This is a genomic window from Butyricimonas paravirosa, from assembly GCF_032878955.1.
In the GTDB taxonomy this organism is placed as follows: domain Bacteria; phylum Bacteroidota; class Bacteroidia; order Bacteroidales; family Marinifilaceae; genus Butyricimonas; species Butyricimonas paravirosa.
Map to the genome: position 1 here is coordinate 4,330,672 of NZ_CP043839.1, position 22,172 is coordinate 4,352,843.

13 protein-coding genes are annotated in these 22,172 nt (G+C 41.4%); 12 read left to right on the forward strand and 1 reads right to left on the reverse strand.

Going from position 1 to position 22,172, the window contains the following annotated elements; all coding sequences use genetic code 11:
* The first annotated feature begins 279 nt into the window (after window positions 1-279).
* The 10 genes from F1644_RS17550 (at window position 280) to F1644_RS17595 (ending at window position 16,833) form a co-directional block, all read left to right on the forward strand.
* Entirely contained in the window at window positions 280-1,443 is a 1,164-nt protein-coding gene (locus F1644_RS17550; RefSeq protein WP_118304417.1) for a FecR family protein, read from the forward strand.
* Between the two features lie 144 nt (window positions 1,444-1,587).
* Entirely contained in the window at window positions 1,588-4,812 is a 3,225-nt protein-coding gene (locus F1644_RS17555) for a SusC/RagA family TonB-linked outer membrane protein (RefSeq protein ID WP_118304416.1), read from the forward strand.
* Window positions 4,813-4,835: 23 nt separating this feature from the next.
* Window positions 4,836-6,284 (forward strand): RagB/SusD family nutrient uptake outer membrane protein, encoded by a 1,449-nt coding sequence (locus tag F1644_RS17560; protein WP_118304415.1) that lies wholly within the window; start codon window positions 4,836-4,838, stop codon window positions 6,282-6,284.
* A 12-nt stretch (window positions 6,285-6,296) separates the two neighbouring features.
* Window positions 6,297-6,989, forward strand: coding sequence for a DUF4843 domain-containing protein (locus F1644_RS17565; RefSeq protein ID WP_118304414.1), 693 nt, complete (start codon window positions 6,297-6,299; stop codon window positions 6,987-6,989).
* Window positions 6,990-7,020: 31 nt separating this feature from the next.
* Entirely contained in the window at window positions 7,021-8,394 is a 1,374-nt protein-coding gene (locus tag F1644_RS17570) for a hypothetical protein (RefSeq protein WP_118304413.1), read from the forward strand.
* Between the two features lie 158 nt (window positions 8,395-8,552).
* Window positions 8,553-9,983 (forward strand): thioredoxin family protein, encoded by a 1,431-nt coding sequence (locus F1644_RS17575; RefSeq protein ID WP_118304412.1) that lies wholly within the window; start codon window positions 8,553-8,555, stop codon window positions 9,981-9,983.
* Window positions 9,984-10,278: 295 nt separating this feature from the next.
* Window positions 10,279-12,957, forward strand: coding sequence for a TonB-dependent receptor (locus tag F1644_RS17580; RefSeq protein ID WP_168044132.1), 2,679 nt, complete (start codon window positions 10,279-10,281; stop codon window positions 12,955-12,957).
* A gap of 131 nt (window positions 12,958-13,088) precedes the next feature.
* Entirely contained in the window at window positions 13,089-14,195 is a 1,107-nt protein-coding gene (locus tag F1644_RS17585; RefSeq protein ID WP_168044130.1) for an OmpA family protein, read from the forward strand.
* Between the two features lie 208 nt (window positions 14,196-14,403).
* Window positions 14,404-15,759 (forward strand): TIGR00341 family protein, encoded by a 1,356-nt coding sequence (locus F1644_RS17590; RefSeq protein ID WP_087420991.1) that lies wholly within the window; start codon window positions 14,404-14,406, stop codon window positions 15,757-15,759.
* A gap of 114 nt (window positions 15,760-15,873) precedes the next feature.
* Window positions 15,874-16,833: a FimB/Mfa2 family fimbrial subunit gene (locus F1644_RS17595; protein ID WP_087420992.1), complete on the forward strand. Its 960-nt coding sequence runs from the start codon at window positions 15,874-15,876 to the stop codon at window positions 16,831-16,833.
* Window positions 16,834-16,867: 34 nt separating this feature from the next.
* On the opposite strand, the gene F1644_RS17600 is transcribed toward F1644_RS17595, so the two are convergent.
* Window positions 16,868-17,428 (reverse strand): sigma-70 family RNA polymerase sigma factor, encoded by a 561-nt coding sequence (locus tag F1644_RS17600; protein WP_087420993.1) that lies wholly within the window; start codon window positions 17,426-17,428, stop codon window positions 16,868-16,870.
* A gap of 152 nt (window positions 17,429-17,580) precedes the next feature.
* Here F1644_RS17600 and F1644_RS17605 point away from each other — a divergent pair, with 152 nt between their 5' ends.
* Window positions 17,581-18,738, forward strand: coding sequence for a FecR domain-containing protein (locus tag F1644_RS17605; RefSeq protein ID WP_087420994.1), 1,158 nt, complete (start codon window positions 17,581-17,583; stop codon window positions 18,736-18,738).
* Window positions 18,739-18,833: 95 nt separating this feature from the next.
* The gene (locus tag F1644_RS17610) at window positions 18,834-22,166 is read left to right on the forward strand and encodes a SusC/RagA family TonB-linked outer membrane protein (protein WP_168044128.1); all 3,333 of its coding nucleotides are present in this window, start codon (window positions 18,834-18,836) and stop codon (window positions 22,164-22,166) included.
* The last annotated feature ends 6 nt before the right edge of the window (window positions 22,167-22,172 follow it).

Genomic DNA, 22,172 nt, shown 5'->3' on the forward strand with positions numbered 1-22,172 from the left:
GTTGGGTGACAGTTAGGCGTTGTCGCCGCCTACTCGCCCCATTATTGCCCGATGATAGCCGCCATTTTAACAAACAATAAATAAAAATAACTCAAACTGAAATTCTATTTTGGCATACGATAAAGAATTTTCTCGCAAGTAAGAAGGTGTCTTCATGCATTTATTATTATAGGGGATCATTAGAGGTTATGTGGTATTACGTGTACGTGATGATATTTTTTTCATTCTCTTGTCACCTATTTGTCGATTGAGTGTGTTTAAGGTGTAAAATTCAGGTATATGAAAGTTACAAAAGACATACATGAGTTGATTCTGTCTTATTTACGGGAGGACATTTCGGAAGAGGAAATGAGCCGTCTTCGGGTGTGGCTGGATGAAAACGAGCGGCATCAGAGGTTATTGGAAGAGTTGCGGGATAAGGATGTTTTGCAACGGGAGATCGGGGAGTATGTGTCGTTTGACACGTCCCGGCGGTGGGGACAGTTGAAGGAGGCGATGGAAGAACCGGTTCGGAAGGGACGTTCTCTGTTGAAAGTGTGGGGAGCGGTGGCTGCCGTGGTGGTGGCTTTCGTGGGAGGATTGCTTTATTGGCAAATGACCGGTTCTCCTCAACCGGAAGTAAAACAAGTCGCTATCGCCCGGATAGAGCAGGGGGGAATGCGGGCTGTGTTGATTACAGAGACGGGGCAACAAGTGGTATTACAGGGCCTGAAAGATACCTGTTTGAATATTACGGGAACGGAGACCTTGAATATTAGAGAGGATGGTAGTTTGAAGTATTCTTTATCCGCACTTTCGAGTATGTCGGAATGGCACACGTTACGAATTCCGAAGGGGGGCGAGTACAAAATCGTGCTGGATGACGGTACGGAAATTTGGTTGAATAGTGCTTCCGAATTGAAATATCCTGCCCATTTTGTTGGTAACGAGCGTCGAGTGCAATTAACCGGAGAGGCCTATTTTCAAGTGGCACGGAACGAGGCGGCCCCGTTTATCGTGGAGACACGGGATATGGATGTGAAAGTATTGGGAACTTCTTTCAACGTATCGGTGTACGAGGATGAGGAAAGTTGTCATGCAACGTTAGTGGAGGGACGGGTTGAAGTGAATGATAAGGTGAACGGGGAAAAGGTTGTGTTGACTCCCGGGAAACAAGCGCTATTGCGAGGGGGCGAGATGACCGTCCGGGAGGTAAACACTAAGTTATATACTCTGTGGAGGCTGGATCGGTTTACTTTTGCCAGCGAGGATATGGAAGGGGTGATTCGGAAGTTATCCCGGTGGTATAACGTGGATTTCTTTTTCGCGAATTCATCTATGAAACAGAAACGGTTCACGGGGTCATTACCGAAATATGCGGATATATCTCAAGTGTTGAAAATGATAGAGATGACTACGGATATAAAATTCGAGATAAAAGAGCATACAATCATGATACAATAAAAAATACAGGAAATGCAGCGAACATTTCCTGTATAAACTGAAAAATTGATTCTAGTACAAACAATTTAACCTTACAAAGTTATGAAAAAAAAGCCAAACGTAAGGGCAGGGGAAAAGTCTGTCCTAAAAAAAATCTGTACGGTTATGAAACTCTGTCTTTTTCTATTACTAATTACTATTTATTCGGTGTCCGCAGAAAGCGTGGCACAGAATGTCAGGTTATCCATGGAGAAAAAATCGGAAAGCTTGGTAAAAGTTTTAAATGAGCTGGGAGAGAAGTCCGGTTATGAATTCTTTTACAATGATGATGAGGTGACCGGGGTAAACGTGTCGGTTTCCGTGAAAAACGCAACGCTGGCGGAAATCTTGGAACGTGTACTGAGAGGGACTTCATTGGTTTATCACATCGTGGATAATGTGATCGTGATTTCTCCTAAAACAGAGGGGCAGCGTCCGGTGGTATGGAAAATCACCGGAACGGTGAAAGATGAGAGTGGAATACCTTTGCCCGGGGTGACTGTTGCGTTGAAAGGGACGACAATCGGAACGGCTACTGATGCGGGCGGGAAGTTCAAGTTTGAATTCTCGAAAAGGGATAGCGTGGTGCTGGTGTTTTCTTTTGTGGGAATGAAGACACAGGAACGGGAAATTAAAAGTGTGGAAACGAAGGATTTGATCATCGTGATGAAACCGGACGTGGATGAACTGGAAGAGGTGATTATTACCGGATTCGGAACGAAGTCGAAAAATAGTTACACGGGTGCGGCCACGACGGTAAAGCGGGAACAGTTGTTGAGTGTGGGTACTAAAAATCTGTTACAGAGCTTGGCTGCTTTTGTGCCGGGTATGCAGATCGTTACGAATAATGAGATGGGATCGGACCCGAACACGAGGCCGGAAATTTTGATCCGGGGAAGAAGTAGTTTTGAGGGATCATCCAATGTCCCGACTTTTATTGTGGATGGGGCGGAAGTCGATTTGGACTATGTTTTTGACATGGATATAAATGACGTGGAAAACGTGACTGTACTGAAAGATGCCTCTGCTTCCGCCTTGTATGGGGCTAAGGCGGCAAAAGGGGTTATCGTAATCACGACAAAGCCTTTGAAGGCGGGAAAAATGAGAGTGTCATATAGCGGGACGTTTCGGGTTTCCATGCCGGATTTGAGTGACTATGATTTGTTGAATGCGGCAGAAAAGCTGGAATACGAGAAAAGGGCTAAATTGTACATGGGGACAAGTCGTAATCAATACGAGTTAGACGAGCTGTATAACGAGAAGTTTTTGCGGGTACGGGAAGGTGTGAATACGGACTGGATTTCTAAGCCTTTACGTAATTCGGTTTCACATAACCATTCCATTAATGCTGCCGGGGGAGATGATTATATACGTTATAGTCTGACCGCTCGCTATGGGACGGAGCAAGGGGTGATGAAAGAATCCAACCGGGATAGGTATTCATTGGGTTTTAAGCTCTCGTATAATAAACAGGATAAGGTATTCGTGTCGAACACGACGACTATTACATCCGTGAATAATGAAGAGTCTCCTTATGGGACTTTTGGTGAATACGTGAAGTTGAATCCTTATGATCCGGTATATCTGGCTGATGGTTCTTTGAATCGGACGTTGAGCTATAACACGCCCAATCCTTTGTACGAGGCATCATTGGGGAGTTATAATAAAGGGGAACAGTTTTATTTGAATACGATTTTGGATCTGAAGGTGGAAGTGTTACCGGACTTTCGGGTGGAAGGGTCATTCTCTTTAAATAAAGCAAAGAATGATACGGAAATTTTCCGTTCCCCGGAATCGAATGATTTTAGGGGGAAATCTGCTTCGGAGTCGGGAAAAATCAGTATCTCTAACACGAAAAGCATGGATTATCAAGGGAGATTGATGTTGTCCTATAATCGTATGTTCGGTGTCGGTACGTTGTTGAGTGTGATTGGTGGGGGAACAATTCAGTCGACCGAGAGTAATTCAAATTCGTATGTAGGTGTTGGGATTTTCTCGGATAAATTGGCACATCCGGCTTTTAGTACAAAATATCCGGAAGGTGAAAAACCTGGTGGATCACAAAATATTTCCCGTACGATGGGTGCGTTTATGAACGCGAATATAATTTACGATGATCGTTATTTTTTGGATGCCTCTATTCGTTACGAGGGAGATTCTAAATTTGGGGAGGATCAGCGTTATGCTCCGTTCTGGAGTGTCGGTGCGGGATGGAATATTCATAAAGAAAAGTTTATGCACTCTTCATCAACGGATCGTTTGAAATTGAGAGCCAGCGTGGGATATACCGGGAATGCGTCTTTTGCCCCTTATCAAGCAATGACGACCTATCAATATCGAGGGGAATTGGATTACGGGAAAGGTATTGGTGCGGTGCCAATGGCTATTGGAAACCCGGAGTTGAAATGGGAACGGGCATTGAATTATAATGTGGGAATTGATGTTGTTTTTTTTCGTAATCGGTTGGATATGACCGTGGATTATTATAATAAGATCACGGATAATCTTTTGCTTGATGTGACGAAGGCTCCTTCAATCGGGATGCCTACCGCTAAAGAGAATATGGGAAAATTGGCAAATTCGGGAATTGAGTTACAGGCGCGAGTGGTTGCCGTGACGAATAAAGAATGGAACTGGTCATTGTCTGTCACGATGCAGCATAATAAGAATAAGATAAAGAAGATCAGTAATTCGTTGAAAATATTAAATGATTCTTTGAATACCCAAGCGTCACGGATGCCGCCGCCTATCTACGAGGAAGGACATTCTATCAGTGCCGTGAAGGCTGTTAAGTCGGGAGGTATCGATCCGGCTACCGGACGGGAGATTTTTATAGACAAGGACGGGAACCCGACTTTCGAGTATAATTATTGGGATAAGCGGGTGTACGGGGATTCTGATCCTGATTTGTCTGGTGTTTTTGCCAGTTATTTGACTTACAAGGGTTTTTCTTTAAACATGATGTTTGATTATTCTTTGGGTGCAACGATTTATAACCAGACTTTGGTTACCCGGGTGGAGGGTGCCGACCCTCAATGTAACGCGGATAAACGGGTGTTTTACAGTCGTTGGAGTCAAGTGGGGGATCATACGAAGTATAAGGATATTGCTGATAAGAGTATTCCTGATGTTACGAGTCGTTTTATCCGGGATGAATATTTCTTGAACATGAAGAGTTTGAGTTTATCCTATGACTTCATGCCGGATTTGTGTCGAAAATTGTATTTGAACCGTCTACGGGTGGAATTTTTGATGAATGATATATTCCGGGTGTCCACGATTAAGCAGGAACGGGGGCTTGATTATCCTTTTGCGAGAAGTTTTGAGTTCTCTATAAGTGCTGCATTTTAAAAGAATGAATTAAAACGAAAGTTATGAGAAGAGAAAATATACAATCTAAGTTGCTGTTCGGGCTTTGCTTGTTGGTATGTCTGTGTGGGTGCAATAGTTTTTTAAATGTACAACCTAAAGGTACGGTCGAACAAGGCAAACAGTTCAAGGATGTGCAAGGGTATAGAGACGCCATGTATGGTATTTATGCCTCGATGGCACAAACGAGCCTGTACGGGAAAGCGATGAGTTACGGTTTTATAGATCAGGTGGGGCAATTGTTTTACGATCCTTATAATGGTATGGCGGATGTTTATGCTGCCACGAATTTTAAATACACGGATCAGGCTATTTCCGAAACGGTAGATGGGATTTGGTCTAAGGCGTATGAATGTATTATGTACGTGAATAATGTGATCGAGAACGTGGAGAAAGAAGAGGTGGGCAAAGATCCGGATTACACGGTTATTCGGGGGGAGGCGTACGCTTTGCGTGCTTTCTTGCATTTTGATCTTATGCGTTTGTTTTGTGATAATATAAAGATAAATTCCGGTGCAGGCGGGATTCCTTATTCCTATTCGTTTGACTTGAAGAACAAGCGGATATGCACGTTGAAGGAATGTTATGATAATGTACTGAATGATTTGACCGAGGCTCAAAAGATTTTGGTTAACGATAAATTGGTAAAGGATTCTTTAGCGACTTCCGTGTACCGGGGGACACGTTATCAGCATTGTAACCAGTATGCCGTGTGGGCTTTGAAGGCGCGTGTTTTTCATTATAAGGGAGATTTAGATAGTGCGGCATATAACGCTGAAAAAGTTATTGCTCATCCGGAGCTCAGGTTAACGGATTCGAAAGTTTTTGCCGGAGTGAAGAGGTATGGAGCCAATAGAGAATTAATTTGGGGACTCTATTCCAACTTGTTGTACACTCCTTATAACGATCTGTTTTTAAAAGGTTCGCTAGGATCAGGCAGTGTCGTGCGAGTCCGGGAAGGAATGCGTACCATTTATGAGGTGGGAAGTTTTGAGGCGGACAGTAAAGATATGCGTTACACGGAGTTTTTCACGGAGGACGAGTCGATTTCCCAGCAATACGCTTTTACCCGGCTATTGAAAAAGGATGAACAAGCATATAATTTTCAAGGGGTATGTTTGCTTCGCCTTCCTGAAATGTATTATATTCTGGCTGAGGCCATTTATCCACAAGATAAAGAGAAGGCTCTACGTTATTTGAATGATGTTCGGAATAGTCGGGGTTTGAAAGATTTGGAGATATCCAGGTTTCCGACACAAGATGTATTCAACAAGGAATTACTCGTGGAGCGTTGCCGTGAGTTCTGGGGTGAAGGACAAGTATTTTTTTCTTATAAACGGGATAATTCCGGTTTTATGAATGCGGCAAATGATAAAGAGATTCTTCCGTCTGTTGATGTGTTCGTTTTGCCTTGGCCAAAGAGTGAACAGGAATTTGGAGGTACTAACAAGTAAATTTATATAGCGATGAAAAAGATATTGTATATTCTCGTAATATGCCTTGGAGTCTGGGTTTCCGGGTGTAGTGAAAATGGTGATGATGGTTTCTATGATAATTTGTATCGGGTGTATTTTCCGTTAGATAGCTTGCATTATGCTTTTGGAGATAAACCAGTGGAGATGACCAGATACACGGTGAAGGTTCCGGTTCAGATGCTAGGAGAACCGGCACATACAGATATGAAAGTAAAGGTGAAAGTGGATTTAACAGCTACAACAGCTATGGACGATGCTTACACGGCGATTCCTTCCGAAATCACGATTCCCAAGGATTCTATTGTCGGGTATGTTCCGGTGGAGATTATCCGGGAGAATGTTATGGATGAACGAGATACTGTTTTTCGGGTTGTTTTGCAACTGGAAACAAGTTCTGATTTCCAGTTAGGGGTAAAAGAGGGACTTCGTGCAACAGTCACTTTCAGTAATTATTTGGCCGAACCGGTATGGTGGGTTGGCCTTAAAGATATTTTCTGGGGGCCTTACCAGAAGGAGAAGTACCAGAAAATGATAGAAATTTGGGGAGGTCCGATCACCTTGGATGATTATTCCTATAAAATGGTGAAGTTGATCAATGTTGCTAAGGAGATGTATGAATATTTTCAGGAGCATCCCGAGTACGGGATGGAGTTCCCTCCTTATATTTTCTGGCCTTACGAGTAAAGAGTATATACGGATAAAAAACGAGTGAATTATGAAAAAGTTGATATATATATTGTTAGGTTTATTCACGTTGGTTTCTTGTATTGACGATCAATCGGACTTGGGGGGAGATGCTATTTCCCTACTTTCTTTCGTGAATCCATTGGATAGTGTTTATGTCGGGGAAAAGATGCATGTTTTTACGTTGAATGCTCCTGATATAGAGCAGGAAAATAGAGATAAACCTCTTTTTTATGAATGGCAGATAGATCATGAAGTGAAGTCTACGTCGAATGTGTTGACGTATGAATGTACAACGTGCGGGACTTTTTTGTGTCGTTTAAAAGTCTATAATGAAGATGGGGCGATATTTAAAACATTTAATCTGAAAGTGCCTTATCCTTACGAGGATGGTATCGTGGTGCTAAGTTCACATGATGGAAAATCAATGGTTTCTTTCAAGAATATAGAAGGAGAAGATAGCGTTTTTGAGAAGGGAGTTTACCAGTTTAATAACCCGGGTGTGACTTTGGGAAATGTCCCGAGATCTATTCTTTATAATGCGAAAATTAATTATATATACATTGCTACGGAGGAGCCGTTGAAAATTGCTAAAGTGGAGGCAAATTCTATGGAAATTCTGAATATGATTAATTGTCCGGAACCCAGGGTAGAACGTCTGTTGCCCAATGGTGAAGGGTCAATTACATTTTTGGGGGGAGGACGTATTGCCGATATGAATTGTCAAGGAGAAGATTTTTTGAATAATTTTCAGCAGGGGATAACCAACGAGATGATGGGAGGTATGTTCCCCGACGCTTATCTGGCAAATCAGGCTATTATTTCGTCTTCTTATTCCGGAACAAGTTATCTGGTTTTTGATACACGGAATAAGGTATTTTTGGCTCCGGGAGATTGGGGTATGGTTATGCCGGTTTATGATGACCTTGAGGCCGTTTCTGTATTGGGTATGTTGAGTAGTAAGAATGATGGAGAGGGGATCATTATCATGAAAGATGTTGCGAATCAAATGAAAGTGGCTTATGTGAATGCGAAAAATAATGTGTTGAAATCCGTATGGCCAGAAACGAAAGGAAATATCGTGGAAAATAGTGTGTTTCTCACGAGTCAGAAAGAGAGCATTTTGTACTATTCAAAAGGGAATGAGATTTTCCGGTATAATTTCGAGTCGGATGGGAATTTTCCGGGTAGTTCGGATTACACGGTGGGCGAAGAGGGGGATATTGTTAAAGGCATGATGCTGGACCCACAGGAAAAAAATTTATACGTGGCTTTGGATGCGGCAGGAAATCAGGAGTATAAAGGTTGCGTGTATTGTTACGATGTGGCAACAAAGTCTCTGAAATGGAAAGAACGGGGCGTTGCAGGTGAGATTGTACAAATGATTTATAAAGAGCAGAAATAGACGAATTTATAGAAGAGTTAATTGTATAAATCGAGCATTGGGTGATGTTTATTTGGGATTCGTGACCATCGTGTGATATTTGAATAATCGTATCAAGAGTTGAAAGGAATATGCTCGTGATAGCAGTTCCTTTCATTTAAATGTAATCTATTGAAGTTATGAAAAATTCTATTTTTATTATTGTTTTGTTATTGGTTCATATGGCGACTTTTGCTCAAGAGGGGGTAAATTTTGAAGATCTTACTTTTGACGAAGCTTTGGCGAAAGCGAAAGCGGAAAATAAATTCGTGTTCGTGGATTGTTACACGAGTTGGTGTGGTCCTTGTAAATACATGGCTCAAGCGGTGTTCCCGCAGAAAAGTATGGGTGATTTTTTCAATCCGAGGTTTGTTTCTGTGAAGTTTGATATGGAACGGGGGGAAGGGAAGGAATTAAATGAAAAATTTGGAGTGAAGGCTTACCCGACTTTTTTGATTCTTCGGCCGGATGGAACTTTACAACATAAAATTGTTGGAGGAACCGGTATGATTGAGATGTTTATTGAGAAGGTTGAACGAGGGTTAAATGAGAAGACGTCTCTTGATTACCTGGATAAAAAATACGAGAAGGGAAAGTTAAACAAGAAAGAACTCGTGAGGTATCAAATTGCGTTGTTGGATGCGAACGAGGAAATGAAGTCCGGGAAAGTTCTCGAGGAGTTGAATGTACAGTTGAATGATGAGGATAAGTTGCAGAAAGAATTTTGGCCTATCTTGAAAAAAGAAGTTTACGGTTCGGAGGGATTTAAGTTTGTGCTGGACCACTCGGATGTTTTGTATAAAAATGTCGGTAAAGAACAAATAGATAGTTATTTGATGGATAATTTTTTCCGGGCGATAGATGGAGTTTTAAATGCTGCTACACGGACTTCGGGAGAAACGTTAAAACAAGTCCAAGAGGAATTGGCCCGAGTAGATATAACTAATGAGGAGGTTTTATGGTATGCGATTGAATTAAATCAGGCTTGCTTGGCAAATGATCTCGATCAATTGATTTCGATTGCCGAGGATGTAAGGGATAATGATAATAATAAGGTTTGGTTTGTAATGAGGGCTTTCATGGCAATAGAACAGAAGGTTTCGGAAGTGGATTTAAAACGAATGATTCGTTTGGAGAACAGGTATCTGGAGTTAGTTTCTGGTGATGGACGTGAACAAGTTGCCGGATTTTTCCAAAAGCTTAAGCGGGATCTTCTTGATGGGGTGAATTTTCAGAGTTTAAGTTACGAAGATGCGTTGAAAGAGGCAAGTAGGCAAGGACGAATGCTTTTTGTTTATTGTCGAATAAATTCATGTCCCCCTTGTGATGGCATGGAGAATGACATACTAAAAAAAGAGGATATAAAAAAATGCCTAGAAGATAATTACGTGTGCGTGAAGTATGACATGAAGGTGGGAGAGGGACTTGTATTGGCAAAGAAGTGGAACATGGAATTTTATCCGGTCTGTTTGCTCGTGAATCCCGATGGGGGTATTCGCCATCGGATAGAGGGGTTGGTTGATCCAGAATTTTTTCTTGAGCAAGTAAAAGAAGGTTTGAATGATAAATGATACGATTTTTGAAGATTACAAAAGAAGTGAGATGGGAAAAGGTTTGAAATACTGATGAATAAACTTGAGTAGTATCGTGTAAATTTAAAGAGGGAAGGCTCTTTTTTATTCAGGTGATTGGATTTAAAGGTGCATTCTCGTTTATGTGATTGGATTAAAATTTACCGGAATGTAAAAAGTTTTAATAAATGATTAGGTGTGTTGTAAATAAATACTTACTTTCGCAACGAGATTGACACTAAATAGACTTAAAGATGCCTGGCGTGTCACGTTGTGTTTCATAAAGTAATGTATTATGGGTAGTATGTTGTTAAAAGTGATTTGTGGGACTATGTTCCTGTTAGGTATGTCGTGGAATGTTATGGCAAAAGAGGTAATTAAGGGTAGAGTCGTTGATTCTCAGTCAAAAGAAGTGTTGATCGGGGCTACCGTGAGCGTGGAGGGAACGAGTGTTGGGTGTGCTACGGATGCGGAAGGATATTTTGAATTGGAGGTGGAAGAATCGGGAACCGTGATATTGGTGTTCCGGTGTGTAGGTTATTCGGAAGTGAAAAAAAGTGTTGTTGTGGATGATAAAAAGGTTGATCTGGGGACCGTGGGGATGTTGCCGATGTATATTAATTTGTCGGATGTGGTGGTGCGTGGTTCTTTAGCCGTGGACCGGAAGACCCCGGTTGCTTTGTCGGTGGTGACGGCGAAAGAGATCGAGGAGAAACTTTCAACACAGGAATTCCCGGAGATATTGAAATCTTTGCCGAGTGTTTATGCCACGAAAGAGGGGGGAGCGTTTGGAGATGGACGGATTAATTTGCGGGGATTCGAGACGGAGAATATAGCCGTGATGGTGAACGGTGTTCCCGTGAACGAGATGGAATGGGGTGGAATCTATTGGTCTAACTGGGCAGGTTTGTCGGATGTGACCCGTTTTATTCAGGTACAACGGGGATTAGGGGCATCAAAGATTGCCGTGCCGTCTGTTGGCGGTTCTATCAATATCGTGACGAATACGACAAATGCAGAGGCCGGAGGCTCTATTTTATACGGGGTGGGAAATGACGGTTATAATAAGGTGGCTTTTAGCTTCTCTACCGGTTTGTTAAAAAATGGATGGGCCATGTCTATTTTGGGGGCAAGAACTTGGGGTGACGGGTATATACAAGGAACGGATTTCGTGGGGTATTCTTATTTTATTAATATTTCCAAGAAATTGGGAGAGAATCATGAATTGTCCTTGACTGCTCTTGGCGCTCCACAATGGCATAATCAACGTAATCGGAATGATAAGATGCTGATCAAGGCTTGGGAAAAATTGGGTGATACGAAGTATAACCCGTCCTATGGTTTTGCGGATTGGAATGGAGAGAAGGTGCGGAAGGTTTCGGCATATAATAAATATCACAAGCCTCAAATTTCATTGAATCACCTTTGGGAGATCAATGAAAAGTCAAGTTTGTCCAGTGTACTTTACTTGTCTTTAGGACGAGGGGGCGGATATGGAGGACGTTCTAATAAGGCTCATAAATATGATTGGTACGGAACTTCCAAAGGGGAGCCAACAACGGGCGATTTCAGAGCGGCAGACGGGACGTTTAATTATACGGCTGTTTATAATTTAAATTCGGCAAGCGTGATCGGTTCGGAGATGATTATGGCTATGAGCCGGAACGAGCATAATTGGTATGGCTTGATTTCTACCTACACGACCAAACTGGGACAATATTTTGATGTGTACGGGGGTGTCGATTTGCGTTATTACAAGGGGAAACATTATAACGAGATTGTAGATTTGTACGGGGGAAGGTATTTTATTGACGATAGTCGGATGAATGTAAAATACAAGGCGGACGATTATACGTGGCAAAATAAGGAATTGAAGAAAGGGGATATTGTTTACCGGGATTATGACGGTTACATGGTGCAGGAAGGTTTTTTCGCGCAAGGGGAATATAACCGGGATGCTTTGAGTGTGTTCGTTTCCGGGTCTCTTTCTAATATAACTTATTGGCGGAAAGATCGTTTTTATTATTTGAAAGATGAGGCGAAATCGGATAAGGAGAGTTTCTTGGGAGGTACGGTGAAAGCCGGAGCTAATTATAACTTGACAGATCAGCATAACGTGTTTGCCAATATCGGGTATTTCTCCCGGGCTCCTTACATGCAAGGCGGAGTATTTTTGCAGCAGGATGTGAGTAACGAGACGAACCCGGATGCCGTGAACGAGAAGGTGTTTACTTTTGAGTTGGGGTACGGTTTTCGTTCATCTTGGTTGGATGCCAACGTGAATTTGTATCGTACTTCGTGGATGGATAAGACAATGGCTAATTTCTTTGAGAAGAACGGGGAACGGGTACGGGTGAATCTGACCGGACTGGATGCGTTACATCAAGGGATTGAGGTTGATTTCGTGTTACGTCCGTTGAAAGATCTGAAGGTTACCGGGATGTTTTCCATGGGAGACTGGCATTGGGATGGGGATGGCAAAGGATATGCTTATAATTCATTAGGAGAACCTGTTGATAAAAATGGAGACCCGGTGAGTCAGGTCGGGGGAGAGAATCATGCTCAGAATACAGTAAAGATGAAGGATGTGCGGGTGGGTAATTCCGCGCAGACAACTTTTGCATTGGGAGGAAGTTATCAGTTTTTGAAAAGGGCGCATGTGGGAGTGGATTATTCTCATTTCGCTCGGAATTATGCAAAATTTACTCCTTCCTTGGGGTATGATCTGGGAGCTGAAAAGGCATTTGAATCTCCTTGGAGGATGCCGGCATATGGTGTTTTGGATGCTAATATCAACTATCGTTTCCCGTTGAGTAAGGTGTTTGGCGTGCTGGTTTCCGCAAACGTGAATAATCTTTTGGATAAAGAGTATATCGCTGACGCGGAGGATGGTGCCGGGCATGATAAAGATACAGCCAAGGTTTTCTATGGTTTCGGACGTACTTTTTCCGTGAACTTGAAGATCACGTTCTAAGATTATTGGAAATAAAGATGTAGTTATTTTGTGTATAATAAAATACAGTAATTATTTTTTTTATACATTTGCGGCGTTTTTCTCCAAATTTATTTGAGAAAGGTTGCAATATAAACTTTAACTATTTCAAAATGAAAAAAATCGTATTTTTAGTACTATTGGTAGTATTACACATTTCTACGTTTGCGCAGAATAATCAGGAAAAGAAACTGCCGGGTTATAAAACATCATTTGAAACCAACAAATTTTGGGATAATTGGTTTATTTCATTGAATTTAGGGGCTCAAACCCTCTATGCTGAGGGGTCTACTGATGCAAAGTTCGGTGATCGATTAACCTTTATGCCGGCCTTGTCTGTTGGTAAATGGTTTACGCCTTGGTGGGGATTGAGAGTTCAAGGTTTGGGAGGTGCTTTACATGGTTTTCAAAATGATGGGAAAATGATGTTGCACAAACATTATGGAGCTGTTCATGGAGACTTTATGTTTGGTTTGTTAAACTTCTTTGGTCGTTACAATGAGAATCGTTGCTTTGATTTGGTACCTTTTGCAGGAATAGGTGGTGCTTTTATCGGTAGTGATCAATCTTTTACTATTAATGCTGGTATTCAAGCTCGTTTCCGGTTATCTCAACGTTTTGATTTGAATTTGGAATATGGTGGGATAATTTTGGATGATGATCTCGTGACCAGAGGCGGATTCCCTAATGACGGGATTAGTAATCTGAGTGTTGGAGTTACTTTCAGATTTAAGAATCGTTCGTTTAAAAAGGCTGTTAGCCAGAAACAGTATGCAGACCTTCAGAATTTAGCAAAAGCACAAGACGCACGAATCAAAGAATTGATTAGCCGTACCCCGGATACCGTTGTTAAAGTGGTAAAACAAGAGGTGCCAACAACTGAAACGAACGTGGTATTTAAGGCTTTACCGACAACGATAAACTTCGCTTTCAACAGTTACAAAATTGATCCTACTCAGGAGGTTGGAGTTTATAACTTGGTTCAATTTATGAAGGAGAACCCAGAGGTGCGTGTTCGTTTGACAGGTTTTGCCGATAAACGAGGAACTGAGAAGGCAAATATGATTATTTCTGAAAAGCGAGTAAATGTGGTTGCAGATATGTTTATTAGTAAATATGGAATAAATAAAGACCGTATTGTGAAAGATCATAAAGGAGTTAGTTCTCGTTATGACAAGGATGATTGGAATCGTTGCGTTCTTGTTGAGATTATAAAATAACAGTTCATTATGATATAAGAACAATTTTGTTCTTGCATGAAGTCGCCCCCAAGAAACTTGATAATAAGCTCTTGGGGGCGTTTCATTTATTGTTAGTTCTTTTATATATGGGGAAAAATGGAAGAATATGTAATAGATTTTATACTTTTGCGAAGATTTAAAGAATATGAGCTATTTTGAGCTTTTTGTAGATGTATAGATTTAAAGAATGATGATATTATTACAGCGTTTTCGGGTGTATTTGCGTCAAATCTTGGACCCGTCAGATGAACAGGAGCGGGAAGAAGATACGGTGGAGGCTATCCGTAAGGGAATCGTGTTCCGGGGGACAAATTTGTGGGTATTGATTTTTGCCACGTTTATTGCGTCTTTGGGATTGAACACGAATTCGACGGCCGTGATTATCGGAGCCATGTTAATTTCTCCGCTGATGGGGCCGATTATGGGGATCGGTCTGGGAGTTGGAATCAATGATTTTGAACTGATCAAGAAGGCTTTCCGTAATTTGCTGATCGCAACTATATTCAGCGTGTTAACGTCTACGTTATATTTTTTGTTATCGCCTTTGAACGAAGCTCGTTCGGAATTGCTAGCACGGACAACCCCCACGATCTATGACGTGTTGATCGCTTTTTTTGGTGGGATGGCGGGAATCGTGGCGTCTTCGACGAAGTTGAAAGGAAACGTGATTCCGGGAGTGGCTATTGCTACCGCCTTGATGCCGCCGTTATGTACGGCCGGGTTCGGGTTGGCAAGCGGCAATCTGAGTTATTTCTTCGGGGCATTCTATTTGTTCACGATCAATTCGGTATTTATTGCGGTTGCCACGACTTTAGGGGTACGGTTGATGCATTTCTCGAAAAAGAAATTCATGGATAAGGAACGGGAAAAGAAGGTACACCGTATCGTGTACTCAATCATTTTCCTGACGATGGTTCCGAGTGTGTATATCACCTACAATATGGTGAAGACGAATATCTTCGAGACGAATGCCAGTCGATTTATCAAAAATGAATTTAATTTTCCGAATACGTTGGTGGTGGATCGTTACGTGAAAACAGAGAATCCGGAACGTCGGATTGAAGTATCATTGATTGGTAAGGAAATATCAGAGGAAGTGATCGTGTCGTTGAAAGAAAAGATGTTGCATTACGGGTTGCATGATGTCCCTCTGGTGATTCATCAGGGATTCGGAAAAGAGGATACCGAGATGCAAAATGACGTTAGTAATATGTTGTTACAGGATTACTACATGCAGAATAAACAGCGGATTGCCTCGCAAGAGAAAGAAATTTCCGTGTTGCGTGAGAGGTTGAACTCTTACCTGTTATATGATACGATCGGGCATCAGGTTACTCCCGAGGTGAAGATTCTTTATCCTTCCGTGAAAAGTCTTGCTATATCCAGGGTGATTCGTAATCAAGTGGATTCTTTACGTGCTGATACGTTACATATTGCTATCGTGGCGTTCGGACAACAATTATCTGATTCGGAGGAAGAGCAGTTCTCGGCTTGGTTGGCAGCCCGGATCGGGGTGAAGAATTTGAAGTTGATAAAAGAGTAAGTGATGGTGAGGTATTTTAGACTAAGTGAGATTTGTTGATTTCATAAACTTTTACCTGTTTTATTTCGTATATAGACCGTATTTTGGTTGATAATCGAATTAAAATAAGGTACTATGAAGAAATTAATGATTGTAATGCTTGGTCTTCTGACTTTAGTTTCGGCATGTTCAGACAATGATGATGAGGGATCTTATGGGGTAACGTCTGGATTAATTACTCCTAAAATAAGAGCTCGGGTAACCGATCCGCTTAATCAGAATCCTTTCACGGGGATTCTTGAGGTATATCCGTGTAAGGATGAAACCTCTATTTACTATGGAAACTACATAAATGGAAAGCTCACGGTATTTAATGGTTATTACGTCATATCAGAGGGGGACGTGTATGGGGACAATAACCGAGAACTTCACCTGCCTATCGGCGAGTATAACATGGTGTATTGGGGGACACCCAAATACGATGAGCCGATTTATAATTCTCCGGCAATTACTCACCCGGGGTTAACGAATGGAGCTGATCTGGCAAAACTCTATTTTAGCTTGCGACCCAATACTGACGGGACTTATATGCCCGTGTATGATTTGGTCCACGCGATAAAACCGGCACATATTGGAACGGAGGATTTGACGGCTTCTCTTACACGGGTTACCGCTGGTTTGAAGGTAATACTGAAACAAGAGGATAATAGTGCGTTCAGTTCCAGCATAACAAGCGTGAACGTTCATATTGGAAATATTGCCGAGAAGATGAATTTTTACACGGCCGAGGCGGAGAACATGACGAAAACCGTGAAATTCGAATTGTCCCGTTCTGAGGATGCCACCATCATGAGTAATCCTACCGTGATGTTGTTTCCTTCCGCCCCGAATCCTTTGTTGGAGTTGTTTATCACCTTGGCGGATGGTTCCGTGCATACTCTTTCTAAATCATTGACTTCCACGTTATCTCCCAATACGCGGCTCACGTTGAATATTGTTGTCGGTAAAATATTACCCGGTGGTGATCCCGGAAATTTTACGATTGAGAGTTGGAACGAGGAAAGTGAGACGATCGAATTCCCGGTTGTCGACTAATCAATGGGTGAGCGGGATATATATAACAAAAGAATTATAGCGTAACGGAGAGGAAACAGATGAGGCCTTTTAATTTTTCTTTTAATATTTGTTTCCCCCGTTTCTTGTAGCTTTTCACGGAATCGAGTGATAAGTTGAGAACTCGAGCGATTTCCTCGTTGGATTTTCCTTTTAAACTAAGTTCATATATTGTTTGTATCTGGTCGGGAAGTTCGTTTATGGCTTTATGCATGAGAAAATAGACCTCTTCTTCGATGATTGCGTCCAGAAAATAATCTTCATCTTGCTGGAGTGTACTTGCTTGTAAGTAATTTTGTTTTGCGTTTTCGTGTTCAATGTAATTGAAACAACGGTTTTTGATAGAGAGATAGAGAAAAGATTTGAGTTTGTTGAGACTGGTAAAATCTCGTTTGTTACTGTATAAATCTAGAATGACATCGTGGACAATGTCTTCTGCAACATCAATGTCTTTCACGTATTTAAAAGCGAAGTGTGCGAATATCTGGTAGTATTCTTTAAAAAAGATCTTGTATGCAGCTTCGTCACCCTCGATAAGTTGTTTTACCCAAATATTATGATTTCCCGTGTCTGTCATTTTATTCTGGTCTTCTTTGAGTGAACAAAGATAGGATATATTTCATGCAGTACAAGTGCAAGAATTAATATTATAATGTTCAATTTTTTTTATTGTTTCTTTGACACTTTTAGAATGACATCCTGTTATATATTCAAAATGATGGTAGAATTATGAAGAATGTTTATCGGATAGCGAAATTGATTCAGGCTTATGTCTCGGGAAAGGTTTCCACGGAAGAACGTGAAGAAGTGGAGCATTGGATAGAGGAAAGTGATCGGCATCGGGAATTATTCCGAACTTTCGAGAGTGAGGAATTTGTAAATATACAGCGTGTAGAACATGAATGGTTTGACGAAGAGCGGGGATTTCGTCGGTTTATACTGGCAAAACGAACGATTGATAAACGGCGTGTGTTTCGTCGAGTGGCCACGATTGCGGCAACCTTTGTCTTGTTGATCGGAGTCTGTCTGGGAAGATGGGTTATTCTTCAGGAAAAAGAGAGTGTGCCTTTAGTAAAATTAGAGAAAAATTCCATCGTACCTGGAGAACGTAAAGCTGTTTTAGTTTTGAGTGATGGAGAACATGTAGATTTAAGAGATACAATGCAAGTGGAAATTGTAGAGCGAGAAACCCGGATTTTCGTTGCTGGCGATAGTACCCGGCTTGTCGTTAAAGATAGTCCGATCGACCCTTCCCTGCACACCGTCTTCACGCCAGTTGGGGGAGAGTACAAGTTGACCTTGTCCGATGGAACTCGGGTATGGTTGAATGCTTCCAGTCGCATCCAGTTTCCTGCTGTATTCAGGAGTGATCGACGAGAAGTGCGGGTGGAAGGTGAGGTATATTTTGAGGTATCAAAAGATTCAGCACGTCCTTTTCTGGTACGAACGGGGGATGTGGTTGTGAAGGTGTTGGGGACATCGTTTAATGTACGAGCCTATCCAGGGGAAGAATACAAAACCACCTTGGTTGAGGGAAGTGTTGCTGTAGGATATTTGGGAGAGACGATGAAGATAAGGCCGGGACAACAATGGGTACTGGAAAAAGATGGCCCTAAAGTTCACGAGGTGAAAATAAAATCGATTGTGAGTTGGAAAAACGGAGATTTCGCTTTTGAAGATCAAGTACTGCCAGAGGTGTTTAACGAATTGGAGCGTTGGTATGATATTGATGTATTTATGAGTAATGATGCGATTCGAAACATGAAGTTTACGGGAATATTTCCAAGGTATGAAAATATAAATGATGTACTTCATATTATTGAATTGGCAACGTGTGTGAAATGTAGTATTTCAGGTAAAACGATAGTGGTTTCAATGGATAAATAAAACAAGGAAGTACGCCTAATACTTCCTTGCCGTTCAATTTAATAACGTCTCACAGTTGGGTGAGGCAATTATAAATGTAAAAACATAACAAAGTTATGAAAAAGTATGAACATTTTGGTGTAAGATGGAAATCTTATACGAAACAAAGTATTTTTTACTGTTGTTTGTTCTTGTGGCTGTGGCTGATTCCTGTGAAAGGGTACAGTCAAGATGTCCGTTTGACGTTGAAAATGAATAACGTGACACTTTTACAAGTGTTTGACGAGCTTACCAGGCAAACTGGTTACGAGTTTGTTTATAGCAGTACGATTTTGGAAAAAGTCGGGAAAGTGTCTGTTAATGTGAGTAATGGATCTTTGGAGAACGTGTTGGATTTGTGTCTGGCGAAAACCGATCTGGGATACAAGGTCGAGGATAAACACGTTATTATTTCTCCAAAATTGAAAAAGGAAGTACCCAAGAAAACTGTGACTTATTCCGGGATTGTGAAGGATAAGGTGGGAAATTCTTTACCGGGGGTAACAATTATTCTAGAAGGAACGACAGTCGGGGTGACGACAGATATTAATGGGAAGTTCTCTATTTCAGTACCCGAAGCTCCTGACACGAGGCTGGTGTTTTCTTTCGTTGGAATGAAAAAGAAAGTTGTGACAGTGAAGGATCGTAAACCTTTAAACGTGGTGATGGAGGAAGAGGTTACTTCCATGGATGAGGTCGTGGTAACTGGTATATTTAACAAGCCGAAGGAAAGTTTCACGGGGGCTGCAGTAAAAGTTACTCGGGAAGAATTGAAGGCTGCCGGGAATCGGAATATATTGAAATCATTGTCTAATATTGATCCCTCTTTCCAGATTGTTGAAAACAATGCTTTTGGTTCGGACCCGAATAAGTTACCCGAGATTCGTTTGCGTGGTGTTTCCACAATACCGAGCGTGAGTGATTTACAGACGGATATGAGGGCGGAGTTATGTACCCCCTTGTTTATCCTAGATGGTTTTGAGATCACGTTGGAACGGGTGATGGACTTGAATAATGATGAGATCGAGTCAATTACGATTTTAAAAGATGCAAGTGCCACCGCAATTTACGGGTCGCGGGGAGCTAATGGGGTTGTAGTGATAAAAAGTGTCCAGCCGGAGCAAGGGAAATTAAAGATTTCTTATAATGGTAATTTGAACTTGGAGATACCAAGTCTAAGCAGTTATAACTTGATGGATGCTGCCGGGAAGTTACAGTTGGAATGGGATGCCGGGTTGTATGAGAATAGTGTGGCGACAGAAGATCTGAAGTTGAAGAATTCATATGCAAAAAAGCTTGAGAGAGTACTGGCAGGTGTCGATACGGATTGGAAGTCCATTCCCGTGCAAGTGGGAGTTGGCCAGAATCATTATTTGGGAGTTAGTGGAGGTGATGCTCTTTTCAGGTATAGTATGGGGTTGTCTTATAATAATGTTGTCGGTGCAATGAAGGGATCTAAACGTAACACGTTGAATGGTTCTGTGACGTTGTCTTATCTAGGAGAAAAATTCCAATTGAATAATTCGATGTCGTTTAATATTAATAATTCATCAGAGAGTCAGTATGGGACCTATTCTAGTTATGTGAAGATGAATCCTTATTGGGAGCCTTATGATAAAGAAGGGTATGTGGTGAGACAGTTTGAAACAGAAAGTACCGCTTTGTTTACGAGTCCTGTAGACAATCCATTGTGGGATGCTTTTTCTGGTAGTTTCTCAAAATCAAAATATAACGGGATAACGAATAACTTGGCGATAACTTACAAGCCGATAACTTCTTTGCAGGCAACGGCTAATGTTAGTTTCAACAAGACCTTTTCGGCTTCTGATAATTACCAGTCGTCTAAACATTCCAACCAGATTTGGAAAGAGGATATTTTAGAGCGAGGACAACGGGATTATAATAGTACTGAGAGTTCCAGTTGGTCAATAGGTGGTACTGTGAATTATTTTAAACAATGGGATAAGCATATTCTTTCTGCCGGATTTAACATGGAATTTCGGGAGAGTGTCACAACAAGTCGTTCTATGTCAGTTGAAGGTTTTCTGAATGACGAGATGAATAGTTTGGGAAATGGACATAAATATTATAGAGATCGTCCATCGAGTAGTGACTCTAAATCTAGGGCTGTTGGTTTTACGGGGACAATAAATTATAATTACGATAATCGTTATTTCTTTGATGCGTCTTATCGTATCGATGGGGCCTCCTCTTTTGGTTCTGATTCTCGTTTCGCTCCATTTTGGTCGTTGGGAGCCGGATGGACTGTAAGTGACGAGGTGTGGATGAGAGAATATGTACCTTTTATAAATTATATGCGATTAAAATATTCGTTTGGTTGTTCTGGTTCAATGGCTTTTTCTCCGTGGCAATCTCAAGGAACTTATACCTTTGGTAATGGAAACGTGTATCATGGTTCAATTGCGGCTACGATCAGGGGATTGGAAAATCCTGATTTGAAATGGCAAAATACATATCAACATAATGTCGGGGTTGATTTCGGTTTCTGGGAAAGCAAAATTTCAATCACGGCGAATTACTATCGTAAATTAACGGATAATTCAATCACGGATATGGCGTTACCGTTGAGTAATGGTTTTGAAAGTTACACGGGAAATTCCGGAGAGATTCTGAATACAGGCTTTGATTTGAATGTTTCTTTCTATATGGTTCGGAATGAAGATAAACAGGTGTTCTGGAATATGACGTTCGGAACTTCTTATAATAAGAATAAATTGTTAAAACTTTCCGAGGCCGTAAAAGAGCAGATGAACGAGTTGAGAAGTCAACAATCCTCAGGAATGTATTATGTCTACGAGGAGGGGAACAGTGTCGACGCTATTTACGCTGTTCCAACTGTAGGTGTAGATCCAAGTACGGGGCAGTTGGTTTATCTGTATAAGGACGGGACACAAAGTTACAAGTACGATGTTTCACAGCGTGTGGTTTGTGGAGATCGTATGCCGAAACTGGATGGACGTTTAAATACTTCTTTCTCTTGGCGAGGGTTCTCCGTGTATGCGGGTTTCACGATTCGTACGGGAGGACAACAGTATAATCAAACTTATGCAAATAAAATTGAGAACGTGAATTTAGCTTTTAACGTGGACCGTCGGGTGAGCAGTGAGCGTTGGATGAATCCGGGGGATGAGGCGATTTTTTCAGGGTTGGATTACAAGAATTATTATATGACGGATCGTTACATACAGGATGAAAGTACTTTTGAGTGTAACAATATAAGCGTGACTTATGATTTCCGTCAAAAATGGGTTCAACAGGCAGGTTTTTCCCGTTTAGCATTGACTGCAAGTATCGGTAATGTTTTCCATTGGTCGACAATAAAGCAAGAGAGAGGAACCAGTTATCCTTTTGCGATTCAACCCTCATTCGGAATTTCATGTTCATTTTAATAAGAA